Source organism: Pseudomonas sp. LS-2 (assembly GCF_003605735.1).
Taxonomy (GTDB): Bacteria; Pseudomonadota; Gammaproteobacteria; order Pseudomonadales; family Pseudomonadaceae; genus Aquipseudomonas.
Genome location: NZ_QXTJ01000038.1, coordinates 23,853 through 40,977, shown reverse-complemented (window position 1 = coordinate 40,977; position 17,125 = coordinate 23,853). Strand labels below are relative to the sequence as shown.

General features: G+C 59.6%; 16 protein-coding genes. 5 read left to right on the top strand and 11 right to left on the bottom strand.

Translation table 11 applies throughout. From position 1 onward, the window contains the following. Positions 1–138: 138 nt before the first annotated feature. The 5 genes from D3M70_RS20745 to D3M70_RS20725 form a co-directional block, all read right to left on the bottom strand. Positions 139–1,227, bottom strand: coding sequence for an ABC transporter ATP-binding protein (locus D3M70_RS20745; RefSeq protein WP_120127537.1), 1,089 nt, complete (start codon positions 1,225–1,227; stop codon positions 139–141). A gap of 312 nt (positions 1,228–1,539) precedes the next feature. Further along, positions 1,540–3,000 carry an NAD-dependent succinate-semialdehyde dehydrogenase gene (locus D3M70_RS20740; RefSeq protein WP_120127536.1) on the bottom strand — a complete coding sequence of 487 codons (1,461 nt, stop codon included), beginning with the start codon at positions 2,998–3,000 and terminating at the stop codon, positions 1,540–1,542. Positions 3,001–3,319: 319 nt separating this feature from the next. Continuing rightward, positions 3,320–4,114: an ABC transporter permease gene (locus tag D3M70_RS20735; protein WP_177418461.1), complete on the bottom strand. Its 795-nt coding sequence runs from the start codon at positions 4,112–4,114 to the stop codon at positions 3,320–3,322. Next, positions 4,115–5,041, bottom strand: a complete 927-nt coding sequence (locus D3M70_RS20730; protein ID WP_120127535.1) for an ABC transporter permease — start codon at positions 5,039–5,041, stop codon at positions 4,115–4,117. Between the two features lie 11 nt (positions 5,042–5,052). After that, positions 5,053–6,105 carry an ABC transporter substrate-binding protein gene (locus D3M70_RS20725; protein ID WP_120127534.1) on the bottom strand — a complete coding sequence of 351 codons (1,053 nt, stop codon included), beginning with the start codon at positions 6,103–6,105 and terminating at the stop codon, positions 5,053–5,055. A gap of 394 nt (positions 6,106–6,499) precedes the next feature. Here D3M70_RS20725 and D3M70_RS20720 point away from each other — a divergent pair, with 394 nt between their 5' ends. The 4 genes from D3M70_RS20720 (at position 6,500) to D3M70_RS20705 (ending at position 9,193) form a co-directional block, all read left to right on the top strand. Then, positions 6,500–7,288 (top strand): FKBP-type peptidyl-prolyl cis-trans isomerase, encoded by a 789-nt coding sequence (locus tag D3M70_RS20720; RefSeq protein ID WP_120127533.1) that lies wholly within the window; start codon positions 6,500–6,502, stop codon positions 7,286–7,288. Between the two features lie 417 nt (positions 7,289–7,705). Then, the gene (locus D3M70_RS20715; protein WP_120127532.1) at positions 7,706–8,155 is read left to right on the top strand and encodes a YkvA family protein; all 450 of its coding nucleotides are present in this window, start codon (positions 7,706–7,708) and stop codon (positions 8,153–8,155) included. Between the two features lie 316 nt (positions 8,156–8,471). Then, entirely contained in the window at positions 8,472–8,822 is a 351-nt protein-coding gene (locus tag D3M70_RS20710; protein WP_120127531.1) for a helix-turn-helix domain-containing protein, read from the top strand. After that, on the top strand, positions 8,819–9,193 hold the full coding sequence (locus D3M70_RS20705; protein ID WP_120127530.1) for a hypothetical protein: 375 nt from the start codon (positions 8,819–8,821) through the stop codon (positions 9,191–9,193). Before D3M70_RS20710 ends, D3M70_RS20705 begins: the two co-directional genes overlap by 4 nt. Positions 9,194–9,359: 166 nt before the next feature. Here the strand turns inward: D3M70_RS20705 and D3M70_RS20700 are convergent, their stop codons facing one another. Then, positions 9,360–11,441, bottom strand: coding sequence for a carboxy terminal-processing peptidase (locus D3M70_RS20700; RefSeq protein WP_177418459.1), 2,082 nt, complete (start codon positions 11,439–11,441; stop codon positions 9,360–9,362). A 144-nt stretch (positions 11,442–11,585) separates the two neighbouring features. Here D3M70_RS20700 and D3M70_RS20695 point away from each other — a divergent pair, with 144 nt between their 5' ends. After that, the gene (locus D3M70_RS20695; protein WP_120127627.1) at positions 11,586–12,548 is read left to right on the top strand and encodes a zinc-binding dehydrogenase; all 963 of its coding nucleotides are present in this window, start codon (positions 11,586–11,588) and stop codon (positions 12,546–12,548) included. Positions 12,549–12,701: 153 nt separating this feature from the next. On the opposite strand, the gene D3M70_RS20690 is transcribed toward D3M70_RS20695, so the two are convergent. The 5 genes from D3M70_RS20690 to D3M70_RS20670 form a co-directional block, all read right to left on the bottom strand. Further along, a complete protein-coding gene (locus D3M70_RS20690) occupies positions 12,702–13,355 on the bottom strand; it encodes an HAD family phosphatase (protein WP_120127528.1) in 654 nt (217 codons plus the stop codon). Positions 13,356–13,503: 148 nt separating this feature from the next. Then, positions 13,504–14,493, bottom strand: coding sequence for an ABC transporter ATP-binding protein (locus D3M70_RS20685; protein WP_120127527.1), 990 nt, complete (start codon positions 14,491–14,493; stop codon positions 13,504–13,506). A gap of 1 nt (position 14,494) precedes the next feature. Beyond that, complete coding sequence (locus D3M70_RS20680; protein ID WP_120127526.1) at positions 14,495–15,292, bottom strand: ABC transporter permease; 798 nt, start codon at positions 15,290–15,292, stop codon at positions 14,495–14,497. Next, positions 15,279–16,121, bottom strand: a complete 843-nt coding sequence (locus D3M70_RS20675) for an ABC transporter permease subunit (RefSeq protein ID WP_120127525.1) — start codon at positions 16,119–16,121, stop codon at positions 15,279–15,281. Before D3M70_RS20675 ends, D3M70_RS20680 begins: the two co-directional genes overlap by 14 nt. Beyond that, entirely contained in the window at positions 16,118–16,924 is an 807-nt protein-coding gene (locus D3M70_RS20670; protein WP_120127524.1) for an alkaline phosphatase family protein, read from the bottom strand. The genes D3M70_RS20675 and D3M70_RS20670 overlap by 4 nt, the downstream gene beginning before the upstream one ends. Positions 16,925–17,125 lie beyond the last annotated feature (201 nt).

Sequence of the window (17,125 nt, the reverse complement as noted above, 5' to 3'; positions counted from 1 at the left end):
CGTTCCCACGCTCTGCGTATTGATCGCTCTCACGCTCCGTGTGGGAATGCATCTCGCAACGCTCCGCGTCGGCTACCGGTTAGACGCCGAGCGTCCGGTACGGCATTCCCGCGCGCAGCGTGGTAACGATCATCTGAATCAAACCCCGGCGCGCGGAACGACGATGGTGTCTTCCGGATGCAGGCGCATCATCATCGGCGAGCCGATTGGCGGCAGACTGAGGTTGCCTTCGTGGTGGCTCGGCTGACGCAGGCTGACGGTGGGGCCGCCCTCCAGATCGACGAACACCTTCAGGCTCTCACCTTGAAAGACGATGTCGGAAACCCGCCCGCGAAGGCGGTTCCATTCGGGCCCGGAGCTGTCGTTGTCAAGCAGCAGTTTTTCCGATTGCAGCGCCAGGAACACATCCCCGGACGGCGGCACCGGCCGGGTGGTGCGCAGTGCTGTGGTGCCCAGTGTCAGGCCGTTGTTCTCTCCACGTTGCAGCGGCACCAGCGTGCTTTCGCCGATGAAACTGGCGACAAAATCGTTGGCCGGATGATCGTGCAGGCGCCGTGGCGTATCGACTTGTACCAACTGACCGCCGCGCATGATCGCGATGCGGTCGCTCATGGTCAGGGCTTCGCGCTGATCGTGAGTGACGTAGATCATGGTCGCGCCCAGGCGTTTGTGCAGGGCACGCAACTCGATCTGCATGATCTCGCGCAGTTGCTTGTCCAGCGCCGACAGCGGCTCGTCCATGAGGATCAGCTTAGGTTCGAAGACGATGGCGCGAGCCAGCGCCACGCGTTGGCGTTGACCGCCGGACAGCGCCGCAATGTTTCGGTCTTCGTAACCGGACAGCTCGACGGTTGCCAGTGCGCTCTTGACCCGGTCGCGGCTTTTGCTGGCGCTTTCGCCTCGGGCGCGCAGCGGAAAGGCCACGTTTTCGCCCACGGTCATGTGCGGAAACAGCGCGTAGTTCTGGAACACCACACCGATCTCGCGCTTGTGCGGCGGCATGAGGGTGACGTCCCGTTCACCGAAGAAAATGCTGCCGGAACTGACCCGGATGAACCCGCCCAAAATGCTCAGCAGCGTGGTCTTGCCCGAACCCGACGGGCCGAGCAGTGACATGAATTCCCCGGCTTCGACCTTCAGATCGACGTTGTTCAATGCCTTGAGGCTGCCGTAGTGTTTGCACACCTTGTTGACGCTGACCGATTCAAAACCTTCAGTGAAATTCATGAAGCGTCCTCCTCTGCAGAACGGGGGATTGCCCGATAAGTCTGCTTGTCATCTGAACACAGGCGCAGGCCTGATTCGTGCCGTTTTGGGCCGCCGCACCAACAGGATCTGCTGTGCGGCGGGGGGTTAAATCTTGCTGCGCCACGCATCAACGTTGCGAACACATCGCGAACTTGCTGCGCCACGCATCAACGCTGCGAACACACCGCACCCCCCTTGTAGGAGCGCGCTTGCCCGCGATTGCGATTTGCCCGTTGCCAATATGCGTTTAGAAACACCGCCATCGCGGGCAAGCGCGCTCCTACAGAGGGCTTAACCCAACCCGCCAATGTGCCAGGCTTTGACTTCGAGGAATTCGTCCAGCCCGTACTTGGAGCCTTCACGGCCAGTGCCCGATTGCTTCATGCCGCCGAAGGGCGCGACCTCCATGGAAATGATCCCGGTGTTGAGCCCGACCATGCCGAACTCCAGGCGCTCGCCCACCCGCCAGGCACGGCGCATGTCCTGCGTGAAGTAGTAGGCGCCCAGGCCGTATGGGGTGGCATTGGCCAGCGCCAGAGCCTCCGCTTCGTCCTTGAAGCGAAACAGCGGTGCAACCGGGCCGAACGTTTCTTCGGTCGCCAGCAACATGTCGGCGTTGGCATCGCGCAGGACCGTCGGCTGCACATACAGGCCGTCGCCTCGCGGAGCGCCGCCGATGGCGATGCTGGCGCCTTTCTCCAGCGCGTCGTTGATGTGTCGCCCGACCTTGTCCACGGCCGCCGCGTTGATCAGCGGGCCGATGGTGACGCCATTCTCCAGGCCATCGCCGACCTTCAACTGGGCGACTGCGGCGCTCAGGCGTTCGGCAAAACGGTCGTAAATGCCGTCTTGCACCAGAATCCGGTTGGCGCACACGCAGGTCTGCCCGGCGTTACGGAATTTGCTCTGCATGACACCGGCAATCGCCAGGTCCAGATCCGCATCGTCGAAGACAATGAACGGCGCGTTGCCACCCAGTTCCAGACTGAGGCGCTTGATAGTGCTCGCACACTGGCTCATCAGCAGTTGACCGATTCGGGTCGAGCCGGTGAACGACAGCTTGCGCACCGCAGGGTTGGCGGTCATCTCGCCGCCAACGCCCGCGGGCATACCGGTCAGGACGTTGAACACACCCGCTGGAATGCCCGCGCGCTCTGCCAGCACCGCTAGTGCCAGAGCCGACAAAGGGGTCATTTCCGAAGGTTTGACCAACACCGTGCAGCCCGCCGCCAGTGCAGGCGCGCATTTGCGGGTGATCATCGCGTTGGGGAAGTTCCACGGGGTAATCGCAGCGACCACGCCGATGGGTTGTTTGAGTACCAGAATACGGCGGTCCGCGGCGGGCGAGGGGATGGTGTCGCCATAAATGCGCCGGGCTTCTTCGGCGAACCATTTGACGAAGCTGGCGCCATAGCCGATCTCGCCGCGGGATTCTGCCAGCGGTTTGCCTTGCTCGGCGGTCATGATCAACGCCAGGTCCTCCTGGTTCTCCATGATCAGCGCGAACCAGGTTTCCAGAAAGCGAGCACGTTCGGCCGCCGGCACTTCGCGCCAGGTGGCGAAGCGCGATTCGGCGGCCTCGATGGCACGGCGGGTCTCCGCCGCCTGCAAGGCCGGAACCCGGGCGATGACGGTGCCGTCAGCGGGATTGGTCACTTCAATGGTCTGGCCGTCATCGGCATCGATCCAGGCGCCATTAACGTAGGCACGTTCGACAAGAAGTGAAGGGTCACGCAGTTGGTTTTTCAACATGATCAGGGCCTTGAGGGTACGAGCGATGGACTCATTGTAAAAATCCTCGCCCAGCCGCCGATGCCGAGATGAGCAGCTTGGCGGGTGATAGATGCTGAATTGCGAGGATTGACGGCAGGCTGTGCTGGGAGGCTGGACGCGTGACAGGGCGCCGGTTGGGCAGAAACCTCCTGCGCTTCGCGAATGATCATCCCCACGCTCCGCGTGGGGATGCATCCCGAGACGCTCTGCGTCCACCCGGCGTGACCCAGAGCGTCACAGAGGCCGTTCCCACGCGGAGCGTGGGAACGATCATCGCTCCCAGAGTGCGGCGTGTTTCCTACTGCTTGTTGCGCCCGGCAATCACGACGAGGATCAGCGACGCGAGAATCAGGATCGAACTGATTGCCGCAATGGTCGGGTCGATTTCGTCGCGCAGGGCGGTAAACATGCGCTTGGTGAGGGTCTGGTTGTCGCCACCGGAGATGAACAGCGCCACCACCGTTTCATCCAGTGATGTGATGAACGCAAACAGCGTGGCCGACACCAGACTCGGCTTGATCTGCGGCAGTGTCACGGCCATGAAGGCGCGGAAGCGGTTCATGCCCAGACTGCGCGCCACCATCTCCTGAGACATGTCGAAGTTACGCAGCCCGGCGAGCAGCGCGATGATCACGTAAGGCAGCGCCAGCATGATGTGCGCCAGTACCAGCCCGGTCATGGTGCTGATTAGCCCGACTCGCGCATAGACGAAGAACACACCGGCGGCGATCAGGATGATCGGCACCATCATCGGCAGCAGCAGAATGATCTGCAGCGTACGCACCACTTTCAGGCTCGAGCTGTTGATGGCGTACGCGGCAGCCATGCCGATCGGCAGGCTGATGACCATGGTGAAGAACGCCGTGATCAGACTGACCCTTGCCGCCGACATCCACTCAACGCTGTTGAAGAACGCCTCATACCAGTGGAACGACCACTGCTTGGGAGGGAACTGCAGAAAGCGCGCTTCGGAAAACGACATCGGCACCACGATCAGCACCGGGATGATCAAATACAGCAGGATCGCCGCGACCACCACGGTGAACACCAGGTGTGAAAGCTTGATGTGACGCAGGTTGGCAAGCAGGTTCATTTAGCGCGCTCCCAGAATGCGTTCGATGGGGATGAAGCGATTGATGCCCCAGAAGATCAGGAACACCACGAACAACAGCACCAGACCGACAGCGCTGGCCGCGCCCCAGGCGTGATACAGCTCGACGTTGCGTTGCACCAGCATCGACACCAGAATCGTGCGTCCGCCGCCCAGCAGTTCCGGCGTAATGAAGAAGCCCAGGCAGATCACGAACACCAGAATGGAACCGGCCATGATGCCTGGCGCCGCCATCGGCAAGAATACGCGGCGGAAAGTGTAGAAGGGTTTGGCGCCCAGACTCTCCGAGGCCTGCATCAGGTCTTGAGGGATCTTCTTCATCACCGAATACAGCGGCAGCACCATGAACGGCAGCATCACATGCAGGGTGCCGATGACGGTGCCGGTGGTGTTGTGCATCAGGTTCAGGGGCTGGTCGATGATGCCCAGGTCGATCAGGGTCTGGTTGACCAGACCGCGCCGCTGCAGCAGCACCAGCCAGGCGTAGGAACGCACCAGCACACTGGTCCAGAACGGCAGGATCACGCAGATCAATACCAGGTTGGCCCAGAAGCCGTGCAGGCGTGATGCCGCATAGGCAATGGGAAACCCCATGACGATCGAAAGAATGGTCACCAGAAAACTGATCTTGAAGGTCAGGGCGAAGGTGTCCCAGTAAATCGCCTCCTGAAAGATGCGCAGGTAGTTGACCAGCGAGAACCCTTCTTCGGTCTGCACCGACTGCACCGCCAGCCAGCACAGCGGCAGGATCAACAGCACGACCACCATCACCAGCGCGGGCGCGAGCAACAGCAGCATCGAGGTGTGTTCCTTGCGCTCCTCCCGAGCCAGTGCGTGCTCACTGGTGAGCGGCGGCTGGCGCTGGTCGCTGGAGTCGGGGAGGGTTTTGGCGAGGTAAGCGTTGGACATGGGGCCTCCCATTACTTTTTCTGAACGAAGGACAACCAGCGCTCTTCGGCTTTGACGCCCGCCTCGGACGCCCACCATTGCGCGGACAACAGGGCCTGACGGGAAATGTTCTCGGGTGAGGATGGCAGCTTCGCAGCGCGCTCGGCAGGGATCACACCGGTGTTGAACGCTTCGGGGTTGAGCGGGCCGTAGTCGATGATCATTGGCAGGGCGGCTTGCAGCTTCGCGTCGATTGCTTCGTTGACGAACTTCATCGCGGCGGCCTTGTGTGGCGAGCCTTTGAGCACGCACAGCGAGTTGGTTTCCAGAATGCCCTGGTTATAGTCGAACGCCACCGGGGCGCCGGCTGCCTGCACAGCGCTGATGCGGCCGTTCCACGCCTGGATCATGTCGACTTCGCCGTCGCTGATCAGTTGGGCGGACTGTCCGCCGGAGGTCCACCAGGTGGCGATGTCGGGCTTGATCTGCTCCAGTTTCCTAAACGCGCGATCGACATCCATCGGATAGAGCTTGTCGGCAGGAACGCCATCGGCCAGCAAGGCGATTTCCAGGGTAGGGCGGGGCAGATTGCGCAGCGAGCGCTGGCCGGGGAATTTCTTCGTGTCCCAGAAATCAGCCCAGGTCTTGGGTACGTCCTTGCCCTTGAATGCATCGGTGCGATAGGCCAGCACGGTGGAATAACTGATGTAGCCCACGCTGTAATCATCCTTGAGCGCCGCAGGCAGTTGAGCTGCATTGGGAATCAGGGCAGGGTCGAGCTTTTCGAACAGACCTTCCGACTCGCCGCGAATGCAGTCGCCGGTGGGCAGGTCCACGACATCCCAGGTGACTTTGCCGCTTTCCACCTGGGTCTTGATGATCGGATAAGCCTTGGGCGAACTGTCCTGTTTCAATGTCAGGCCCAGTTTCTTTGCCGCAGGTTCAAGGATCGCCTTGCTCTGCGCCTCCTGATAAGCACCCCCCTGGGAGACGAACGTGATGTCTTCGGCAAAGGCCTGGGTGGTGCCGCTGATCAACAGCGCCAGGCTCGCCAGCTTCAAAGCGTTGCTACGGGGTTTGGTCATGAGGAAGGCTCCGGATGGTTGGCAGATTTCATAAGCGAGCTGGAGGTTTTGTTGTCGGTCGCTCTGCGGGACCATGCAGTCCTAATGTACTGTCTTGTCCATGCACGAAGCGGTCATAAATGCCCCGTCGAAAAGTGCTTTATTGCGAAATAGCGAACGCTGACGGCATGTCCTGCGTTTGGCACTTTCGGAAAATTCCCGCATGCCGGATTCCCGTTTCTGGTTTGCGCCTGAACCAAAACTGAACGGTTTTCCCGATAGAACAAGAAAACCTTTGGTTACCTGAACTTATCTACCTTTTCCCCCTCTCATGCCGGTAGCCATTGATCGCGGCGGCCTGATAAGCTCGCGGCTTTACTCGTTTGCCCTATTGGCGCATGAACAAGGAAACAGGATGAAACAGCATCGGTTGGCAGCGGCGATTGCCCTGGTCGGTCTGGTACTCGCGGGCTGCGATAAGCAAGCCAGCACCGTTGAGCTGAAAACCCCGGCACAAAAAGCCTCTTATGGCATCGGCCTGAACATGGGCAAGAGCCTGGCTCAGGAAGGGATGGACGATCTGGATTCCAAGGCCGTAGCGCTGGGCATCGAAGATGCCGTCGGCAAGAAAGAACAGAAACTCAAAGACGACGAACTGGTAGCAGCCTTCGGCGAGCTGCAGAAGCGTGCTGAAGAGCGCATGGCCAAGATGAGCGAAGAGTCGGCAGCCGCCGGCAAAAAATTCCTCGAAGAGAATGGCAAGCGTAAGGAAGTCACCACCACTGCTTCCGGTCTGCAATACGAAATCATCAAGAAAGCCGACGGCCCGGTGCCCAAGCCTACTGACGTCGTGACCGTTCACTACGAAGGCAAGCTGACCGACGGCAAAGTGTTCGACAGCTCTGTCGAGCGCGGCAGCCCGATCGATCTGCCCGTGAGCGGCGTGATTCCGGGTTGGGTCGAAGGCCTGCAACTGATGCACGTCGGCGAGAAGATCAAGCTCTACATTCCTAGCGAACTGGCTTACGGCGCGCAAAGCCCTAGCCCGATGATCCCGGCCAACTCGGTGCTGGTATTCGATCTGGAACTGCTGGGCATCAAGGATCCTGCCGCTGCAGGTGCCAACGATGCTGCCGCAGGTGCGGACGAGGAAGAAGAGGCTGCACCGGCAGCAGAACCTGCCAAGCCGGCCGCCAAGAAGTAATCGACTCTTCGATTGCCGCTTCTACGAAAATGCCCCGTCTCGACGGGGCATTTTCATTTTTGTTGAAAACAAATCGAACCGGGTAGGGCACACACAGTCCCAATACCGTTGGCATGTTGGGCAAATGTCGGGATTGTCGGACGATCCAACGGGTTCGAATCCTGGCTTCCGATAGCTTCTGAAAGCACTCAAGTCAACGCTTTTCTGCGTTCATGTTTGTGTGTAAAAAACGCGCGATTTGAGCCAGACCCCTGTAGAACGGGCGTTTCAGCGCCCAAATCTGGGTCTGTTCACAAGGTTATCCACAATTTGTGTGGATAACCTTTCGTGCGTGGACCCTTGCTCACTGTACTTGGGTCCCTCAATCGAGATTGATTGTCCGTTTTATCGATTTTTATCGACATCGCCGGAGAGAATATGAAAGCACCCTGGAGCTTCATTCGATACCTGCCCATGGCAAAACGGCTCATGGCGGCGGGTCGTTTGCCTGCATTGCTGTTCGCCGTTGCCGGCAAAGCCGCAAGCGAAGGCAACCGGCTTGGCAAGCTCAAGGATGATCTGAAACTGCTTCAAGCCCTGTGCCTGGCCTACTGGCGGGGCGAGTACCGCGCCATCAGCGGTAAGGCGATTCTTTCGGTGGTGGCCGGTTTGATGTACTTCCTGAGCCCGCTGGACGCCATCCCTGACTGGATTCCGGGGCTGGGCATGCTGGACGACATCGCCGTGCTGGCCTGGGTAATGAAAAATCTGGAAGCCGAACTCAGCGCCTTTCGAGCTTGGCGCGAGCGGCAGAATCCGGAAAAGCTGGCGGTGGTCGAGCGTCTACCCGCGACACCGAAGTTACTGGAGCGTGAAAAGAAGGATTGAGGGCTGCCTTGGTCTGACGTTCGCCTCCCCTAAATGATGCATCGAATTCGTCACCGTTGTGGCAGTCCGGCTTGCCGGCGATGGCGTCTTCAATTTCGCCACCGTCGACAAGCCGGACTGCTACAGACGTTCGTCGCCGTTGGACAGGGTAATACGTCGCATCTTTCCCGTTTGCGCCGAAATACCCTCGAAAAAGTCGCTCCTGAGAAAACTGTGTCGATTACATGCACGCAAGTTCTGCCCGTCCGCTGTTAAGATGCCGCCAATACAAAGAAAAAGACTACTAGAAACAGTTTTTTGTCCTACAGGGGGTGGTATGGATCTTCAGGTCATTTCTCGTGATGGAGAGCCAGAGTACGCAGTGTTGCCATGGGCGCAGTATCAGGCGCTGTTGCAGGCAGCTGGCGTTTCTCATCCACAAAACACTTCGTCCACTGCGCAACCTGCCGATTCAACGGTTTCTGCTTCTGCCGAACTTCCCTCTCTCGATCAACTGGGTGCTTTGCGTGAGGCCAAAGGGTTGGCGCTCGGGCAGTTGGCGCGTACGGTTGGCATCAGCCCTTCGTACCTTGAGCTCATCGAGAACGGCACGCGCCAGCCCGATGCTGCGATCCTCCGAAGCCTGGCGTGGGAATTGGGTGTGCCTGGCTGGCGAGGTGAGCCATGAGCGTGCGGATCAGCCGTCAGCACTGGGAAGCGCTGCTGGCTGAACTGGACATGGCGCGTCGGCAACGCCATCTCGTCACCTATCGCGCGTTACTGGAGCGTCTACAGTTGCCCACTCCCGCGATGCAAACCCTTACCGCTGCGCTTGAACATCTCGCTGCCATCGACGCCCGCGTCGAGCAGCCTCTGCGCAGCTCTCTGGTGATCAGCCAGGGCGCGAGTCGATTGCCACGCACCGGATTCTTCGAATGTGCCGAGCGCCTCGGCCGCTTCTCCGGGCCCTCTGACGGCGTCGCAGCAGCCTCCTGGCATGCAGCTGAGGTGGTGCGAGTCTTCGAGTTCGAGTATCCGGAGCAGGCCAGGCCTGAGTAGGACGGGGCAAGACCCGCGCGGGTGGCTGCCTGGTCAACCCGCTGCGCAGAGCAAATAAAAAAGGGGCTCGACGCTTTGGCGTCGAGCCCCTTTTTAGCAACCGCAGATGCTGGATCCGCGTAAGGAGGCTGACCTCGTCATGGTTCATGACGAGGTCTTCAATTCCTTACTTCTTTGCCACGGAACCACTCAAACCCAGATAATCGATGAGAATCCGCCCGGTTTCCGACAGGTAGGCGTCGTCTTCCGGTTTGGTCTTGTCGTCGTCCACTGGCAGCGCATCCTCGTCTTCTTTCTTCAGCTCTTTGAGCGGTTCTTCGCCCTTGGCCTTGCGACGGGTGTTCTCCATCACCAACTGCTTGCTCTCGACGTCGGCGTGCTCGGTGCGACGCTCGGCCTCGTTCAGGCTGACGGTCTTCTCGCTCATCAATTTCTTGGCCAGTGCCAGCTTCTGCTCGACGAACACGAACTCGGCGTCTTTGGCCGAACGCACATCGTGGCGTGACTGCAACTGGGCCAGGAATGGCTTGAACGGATCCACCGCCGGCTTGATCGCAGGCTTGATCGTGTCGTAGGTCATTGCCTCGGGCAGCGCGCTTTCGCCGATTTCCTTGGTGTCGATGATCGACGGATACGCGATGTCCGGCAGCACGCCCTGATGCTGGGTGCTCTGACCGGAGACCCGGTAGAACTTCGCCAGTGTCAGTTTCAGCTCGCCGTGGTTGAGCGGCTGGATGGTCTGCACGGTGCCTTTACCAAAGGTCTGACCACCGATGATCAGCGCGCGGTGATAGTCCTGCATCGCGCCGGCGAAGATCTCCGAAGCCGAAGCGGACAGGCGGTTGACCAGCAGCGCCATCGGGCCTTTGTAGAACGCGCCGCTGTTTTCGTCTTCCAGCACATCGACCTTGCCGTCGGCGTTACGCACCAGAACGGTCGGGCCCTTGTCGATGAACAGGCTGGTCAGCTCAGTGGCTTCCTGCAACGAACCGCCGCCGTTGTTACGCAGGTCGATGACCACGCCGTCGACTTTTTCCGACTGCAATTCGGTCAGCAGTTTCTTCACGTCGCGGGTGGTGCTCTTGTACTCAGGATCGCCGGCACGGTAGGCCTTGAAGTCCAGGTAGAAAGCAGGAATCTCGATCACGCCCAGCTTGTAGTCCTTGCCATCCTGATTGAGGTGCAGGATCGACTTCTTCGCCGCTTGTTCTTCAAGCTTCACCGCTTCGCGGGTGATCGACACAATCTTGGTGGTCTGATCGTTCGGCGCATTGCTGGCCGGGATGATTTCCAGACGTACCACCGAGCCTTTTGGACCGCGGATCAGCTTGACCACTTCATCGAGACGCCAGCCGATCACGTCGACCATCTCTTTGTCGCCCTGGGCAACGCCGATGATCTTGTCTGCGGTGGCGACTTGCTTGGTCTTGGCGGCAGGGCCGGCCGGAACCAGACGCACGATCTTGACGTTGTCGTTGTCGCTCTGCAGGACGGCGCCGATGCCTTCCAGCGACAGGCTCATGTTGATGTCGAAGTTTTCCGCGCTGTCAGGTGACAGGTAGTTGGTGTGCGGATCGTAGGACATCGCGAAGGTGTTCAGGTAAGCCTGGAAGATGTCTTCGCTGCGGGTCTGACCCAGACGTGCAAGTTGATTCTTGTAGCGCTTGGTCAGGGTTTCCTGAATCTTGGCCGGGTCTTTGCCCGCGATCTTCAAACGCAGAACCTCGTCCTTGACGCGCTTGCGCCACAGGTCGTCGAGTTCTGCTTCGTTCTTCGGCCATGGCGCGTCCTTGCGATCGACCAGCAGGGTTTCCTGCGTGTTCAGGTCGATCTTGTCGACGCCTTTGCTCAATTGGGCCAGGGCGAAATCCAGACGCGACTTGATGCGGTCCAGATAGCGCTTGTAGATAGTGAATCCCGGGTTCAGATCGCCGCTCTTGAGGAAGTCGTCGAACTGAAAGCGCCATTTGTCGAATTCGGCAATGTCGCTCGCCAGAAAGTAACTGCGCGCAGGGTCGAGCAGTTTCAGATAGCTCTGATAGATGATTTCCGAACGCTTGTCGTCCAGCGGCGGCTTGCTGTAATGGTGGCGCTTTAGCAGCTCCACGACATTCAGACTGGCGATGACTTCATCGCGATCAGGTTGAAGATTATCCCAGCTGTTGGCTGCGAATGAACTGGCTGACATTGGCAACGCGGCCAGGCCAATGAGTAATGCAAGGGTGGTGCTGGGCAAAAATTGCTTCATGCTGATTCGACGCGGGGACAATTGATAACGCATATTAGGCCGTCTTTGAGATCGCCGGTTCCCTTGGGCGCCGGTCGCATAATGCAAGAAAGCCAGGATGCTTAGATGCACACTGGCTCAGTCAAGACTCACTATGGAGGCACCGTGAAAGCATTGCAAGGCGTTGAAGGTCACGTGGAATGGGTTGAACAGCCATCACCGACGCTCGATGTGGGGCAAGTTCGCATCAAGGTCGCGGCGGCAGGGCTCAACCGAGCGGATTTGCTGCAACGTGCGGGGCTTTATCCGCCACCGCCCGGCGTCACGGAAATCCTCGGGATGGAGTGTTCCGGCGTGATCGCCGAGATCGGTTCCGGGACCTCATGGCAAGTGGGCGACCGCGTCTGTGCGCTGGTTGCAGGCGGGGCGATGGCAGAAGAAGTAGTCGTCGACGCACGGCATGTTTTACCCGTACCAGAGGGCATCTCGCTGCATGAAGCGGCGGCGATTCCCGAAGTCTATGCAACGGCCTGGCTGAACCTGTTCCAACTGGCGGGGCTCAAGCCCGGTGAAAAAGTTTTGCTGCACGCCGGTGCAAGTGGAGTTGGTTCAGCTGCCATTCAGCTGTGCAAGGCATTCGGCAGCCCGTGCTGGGTCAGTGTGGGATCGGCCGACCGTCTGGCGTACTGCGAAGAACTCGGCGCCCAGGGCGGTGTGATCCGCAACGAAAGCCTGGACGGCCTGAACGACTTCGCACCGTTTCACGTCGTCCTCGACCCGGTCGGCGCCAACTATGCCGCGCTGAACCTGAAAGTGCTGGGTACGGACGGGCGGCTGGTGTTGATCGGTTTGATGGGCGGGCGAAAGGCCGAGCTGGATTTTGCCCAGGTGCTGGGCAAGCGCATCCAGATTCTCGGCTCGACCCTGCGCAGCCGCGATGACCAATTCAAGGCTGATCTGCTTGCCGATCTGGGCCAGCACGTCTGGCCGCTGTTCACCGAGGGCCGCCTCAAGCCACAACTGGCCCGCAGCTTTCCGATCCTGGAAGCGGAAGAGGCGTACGCGGAGCTGGCGACCAATCAGGTCTCGGGGAAGGTGGTGTTGGTGATCGATGAAAGCCTGAAGTGATATCAGGCTTTATCGGTTGCGCTGATTGATGACGATGATCGTTCCCACGCTCTGCGTGGGAATGTCTCGCAGGACGCTGTGTGTCCAAAGCGACGCGGAGCGTCGATCACTGTGTTACCACGCGGAGCGTGGGAACAATCAATGACGCGCCTGCTACTTCCAGCTATGAATCGGCCATCCCGCTGTCTGCGCCGCTTCACGCAGTACCGGATCCGGATTGACTACATGGGGGAAATCGACCCTCTGCAACAGCGGCAGGTCATTGCGTGAGTCTGAATAGAAACTTGCGCCTTCGAGGTTTTCGCCTTCCTGATCCAGCCACTCCAGCAAGCGAGTGATCTTGCCTTCACGGTAGGTCAGCACGCCTTTCGTTTTCCCGCTGTAAACGCCATGGGCGATGTCCAGATCGATGGCCAGCACCTCATCCACGCCGATGCGTTCAGCGATGGGGCGGACCAGATGCACGCCGGACGCGGAGATGATCAGGATGCGGTCGCCAGCGGCGCGGTGTTCGGCGATGGCTTTGGTGGCGTCACTGAAAATAATCGGCTCGATGAAGTCTTCAACCCATGGGCCGACGAGGAAATCCACTTCTTCAGGCGTGCGACCGATCATCGGCTCCAGGCTGAACGCCATGTAGTCTTCCATCGCCAGATCGCCCTTGCTGTAGGCCTCCATCAATTCATGGTCTTTTTTCAGGAACGATTCAGGATCGACCCAGCCCAGCCGGCCCATCTGCTCGCTCCACAGGCTGGCGCAGTCGCCGTGGATCAGGGTTTCGTCCAGATCGAAAATGGCCAGTGCCATCGTTTTGCTCCTCTAACAAATTTGTTGCCTATGCATGGACTTTGTAGGAGCGCGCTTGCCCGCGATAGCGTCGTGTCAGACACCGATGTTGTATTTGATCGAGCTCAATCGCGGGCAAGCGTGCTCCTACAGAGAGTACGGCGTGCTTCTAAGCCACTTCGCACAACGCCGACGCTTCGATGTTCAGGGTGACGCGCTGGCCGTTGGGGTGCAAGTCGTTGGCCGAGCGGTTGAGCACGTCGACGACCAACTCCACTCCCCGTGCTTCGACCCGATAGCGGATCACGTTGCCCAACAGGCTGTGACTGCGCACTTCACCTTCCAGCGAACCGGTCAGGCTCAGCTGGATCGCTTCGGGACGAATCGCCACCCGGCTGTTGATCGGTCGCTGCATCAAGCGGCTGGCATCGTCAGGCTCAAGCAGGTTGTAGTTGCCGATGAAGCCCGCCGCGAATGCATCCACCGGCGCGGTGTACAGCGTTTCAGCGTCGCCGCTCTGGACGATTCGCCCTTGATTCATCAGAAAGATGCGGTCCGACATGGTCAGCGCTTCTTCCTGATCGTGAGTCACGAAAATGGTGGTCAGCCCCAGCTCCTGCTGGATCGCGCGGATCTGTTCGCGCAGGTGTTTGCGAATGCGTGCATCCAGCGCAGACAGTGGCTCATCGAGCAACAGCAGGCGAGGGCGGGTGACCAGTGAACGCGCCAGTGCCACACGCTGACACTGTCCACCGGACATCTGATGCGGATAGCGCCTGGCAAGCTCGGTCAGCTCGACCAGTTTCAACACCTCGGCTACACGCTGTTTCGTATCCTCGGCACTGACTTTCTGCATGCGCAGACCAAAGGCCACGTTCTGCTCGACATTCATGTTGGGGAACAGCGCATAGCTCTGGAACACCATGCCAATCCCGCGCTTCTGCGGCGAGACGGGGACCAGATCCTTGCCGTCGAGAAAAATCTTGCCGCTGGTGACCGACGTCAGTCCGGCAATGCAGCGCAGCAGGGTGGATTTGCCGCAACCGGACGGGCCGAGCAAGGTGACGAATTCGCCTTTGTGGATCACGCAATTGATATCGCTGAAGACCGCTGTGCTGGCGTAGTTCTTCTGCAGGTTTTCGACACTGACGAAGCTCATATCAGTCTTTGTCCTTGTTCAGTCGGTTGGCCGCCCAGGTCAGCAGCAATACGAAGAAGAAATAAGAGATCACCAGCGCACTGTTGAAGTGGCCGCTGCTGTTGCGCATGTTGTTGAGGTACACCTGCAGGGTTTCGTAGCGCGTGCCGACCAGCAGGTTGGCGAACACGAACTCGCCGAACAGGAAGGAGAACGACAGCAGCAGGGCAATCATCAAGCCCTTGCGCAGGTTGGGCAGTACCACCAGAAACGCCGCCTGAAAGGTGCTGGCGCCGAGCAATTGCGCGGCGTCCATCAGGTCCACCAGATTGATTGCCTGAAGGTTGTTGGTGATTGCGCGGTACATGAAGGGCAGGGCGATGGTGAAGTAGCAGCCGATCAGAATCCACGGCGTACCGACCATCGCCAGCGGCCCCGAACCGTAGAGCTGCAACAGCCCCACCGACGACACCACGGGCGGGACCGCGAACGGCAGCAGGATCAGAATGTTCATCAGCGCATCGAGTTTCGGGAAGTGGTAATGCACCACGAACAGCAGCGGCAGAATCAGCACTATCGAGAGAATCAGCGCGCCCACGCAGACCAGCAGCGACTGCCCGAAGGCGATCAGAAAGCGCGGATCGCTCCACAGCGCCAGATACCATTTGTAGGTCAGGCCGGCAGGCAGAATCGTCGCCGACCAACTGGTGGCAATCGAGTAGACGAACGTTCCAAGCAGTGGCGCCAGCAGAATCAGAAACAGGATGTACACCACCACGCGGTGGTAGAGCCCGGCCGGGCCGCGTTCAGCGCGAGACATGGTAGCTCCTCTTCAACAGCCACTGATGGACGATGGTCACCAGCGTCATCATGCCCACCAGAATCATCGCCAGGGCGCTCGCCAGGTTCGGGTCCAGACTGATATCGCCGGCAACCATGGCGGCGATGCGGATCGGCAGCACGTTGAAGTTACCGGTGGTCAGGGCATAGACCGTCGCATAGGCGCCCAGGGCGTTGGCCAGCAGGATCACGAAGGTGCCGAGCAGTGCGGGCGTCAGCACGGGAATGCCGATGTGGCGCCAGAAATCCCAGGTGCTGGCGCCGAGCAACGAAGCCGATTCGCGCCAGTCCTCGCGCAGGGCGTCGAAGGCCGGATACAGCAGCAGGACGCCGAGGGGAATCTGGAAGTAGGTGTAGAGGATGATCAGCCCTGTTTTCGAGTACAGGTTGAAGTCGTCGATGATTCCGGCTTGTTTGAGGATCAGGGTCAGCGCGCCGTTGAAACCCAGCAGAATGATGAACGCGAAGGCCAGTGGCACGCCGGAGAAGTTGCTGGTCATGTTGGCGAAGGCGCTGACGAAATCCCGCAGACGCGACGGCACTTTGCGCAGCGAATAACTGCCCAGGATGGCGATGACGATGCCGATCAGACTCGACCAGAAACTGATCTCCAGGCTGTATTGCATGGCCTGTCGGTAGAAGCGTGAATTGAACGCCTTGATGAAGTTATCCACGCCCCAGCCCGTGTCCGAATGCAGGCTGTTGATCGCGACCCAGGCCAGCGGCGCGATCTGAAATGCGATGAAGAAAATCGCAAACGGCACCAGGCACAACAGCCCCAGCCATTTGCCGCGACTCTGTGAATTCACTTGAGCACCTCTCTGCAGACGGGTTTGTCGTGGGGCACGCCGAGCAGTTCGCAGACCGTGCCGCAGATCTCGGTCTGTTTCGGTTGCGCGTCGGGGTCGAGACTGAAGGCGTCACCGATGACGAACAGCGGCACTTCGCGCTCTTCGGGGAGGATGCCGTTGTGTGAGCGGTCATTGTTCATGCCGTGGTCGGCAGTCACCAACACTTGATAGCCGGCGTCCAGCCAGCACTGCAGATACTCGGCGAGAATGATGTCGGCCGAGCGCGCGCTGTTGCGGTATTGCGGGGTGTCGAGGCCGTGCTTGTGGCCGGCGTCATCGATGTTCATCGGGTGAATGAACAGGAGATTCGGTTGGTGCGCTGTTCGCAGATGCTCGGCATCGTCGAACAGGTGGGAATCGGGGTAATGATCGACGTAGTAGAAATGACCGTGCTGGATTGGCAGGTCGGCGTCGTCGGTATGTCGGTCACGGCCGGCGATGAACGGGCTGCGGTTGTACAGCTCGCTGACCCAGTGATAAGCGGCGGCGGCCGTTTTCAGTCCGGCTGCTGCGGCGTAGTGAAACACGCTGCGCTGGTTGGATAGACGCGAAACATGGTTGTGCACAATGCCGCTGTCGATAGGCGCAACGCCGGTCAGGATGCATTCGTACAGCGGGCGGGAAAGCGCCGGCAACTCGCATTCCAGTTTGTACAAGGCGGCCCGGCCCACGTTCCGGTACGCCAGCAGATGCCCCATCGCATGCTGTGCCACGCTGTAGCTCAGGCCGTCCAGCAGGATCAGGATGACGTTGTGTTTCATACTCGCTCCGGGACGATGCGGACCAGGTGTTTTTGATTCTGCCCGGAGGGCGTGGGAGCCTGGCTTGCCGGCGATCTGCCGGGCACCGGCAGCAAAACCTGAGCATGCAATACACCTGACACACGGAGGTGACTGGTTTTACTACCGCTGCGCGCTAGATCGCTGGCAAGCCAAGCTCCCACGCCCTTCGGGCAGAAGCAG

Bases quoted from the DNA above. Each gene is read 5' to 3' on its own strand.
- D3M70_RS20670 (WP_120127524.1), bottom strand. From the start codon at position 16,924: ATGAAACACAACGTCATCCTGATCCTGCTGGACGGCCTGAGCTACAGC.
- D3M70_RS20700 (WP_177418459.1), bottom strand. From the start codon at position 11,441: ATGAAGCAATTTTTGCCCAGCACCACCCTTGCATTACTCATTGGCCTG.
- D3M70_RS20725 (WP_120127534.1), bottom strand. From the start codon at position 6,105: ATGACCAAACCCCGTAGCAACGCTTTGAAGCTGGCGAGCCTGGCGCTG.
- D3M70_RS20735 (WP_177418461.1), bottom strand. From the start codon at position 4,114: ATGAACCTGCTTGCCAACCTGCGTCACATCAAGCTTTCACACCTGGTG.
- D3M70_RS20680 (WP_120127526.1), bottom strand. From the start codon at position 15,292: ATGTCTCGCGCTGAACGCGGCCCGGCCGGGCTCTACCACCGCGTGGTG.
- D3M70_RS20685 (WP_120127527.1), bottom strand. From the start codon at position 14,493: ATGAGCTTCGTCAGTGTCGAAAACCTGCAGAAGAACTACGCCAGCACA.
- D3M70_RS20740 (WP_120127536.1), bottom strand. From the start codon at position 3,000: ATGTTGAAAAACCAACTGCGTGACCCTTCACTTCTTGTCGAACGTGCC.
- D3M70_RS20745 (WP_120127537.1), bottom strand. From the start codon at position 1,227: ATGAATTTCACTGAAGGTTTTGAATCGGTCAGCGTCAACAAGGTGTGC.
- D3M70_RS20710 (WP_120127531.1), top strand. From the start codon at position 8,472: ATGGATCTTCAGGTCATTTCTCGTGATGGAGAGCCAGAGTACGCAGTG.
- D3M70_RS20720 (WP_120127533.1), top strand. From the start codon at position 6,500: ATGAAACAGCATCGGTTGGCAGCGGCGATTGCCCTGGTCGGTCTGGTA.
- D3M70_RS20715 (WP_120127532.1), top strand. From the start codon at position 7,706: ATGAAAGCACCCTGGAGCTTCATTCGATACCTGCCCATGGCAAAACGG.
- D3M70_RS20730 (WP_120127535.1), bottom strand. From the start codon at position 5,041: ATGTCCAACGCTTACCTCGCCAAAACCCTCCCCGACTCCAGCGACCAG.
- D3M70_RS20690 (WP_120127528.1), bottom strand. From the start codon at position 13,355: ATGGCACTGGCCATTTTCGATCTGGACGAAACCCTGATCCACGGCGAC.
- D3M70_RS20705 (WP_120127530.1), top strand. From the start codon at position 8,819: ATGAGCGTGCGGATCAGCCGTCAGCACTGGGAAGCGCTGCTGGCTGAA.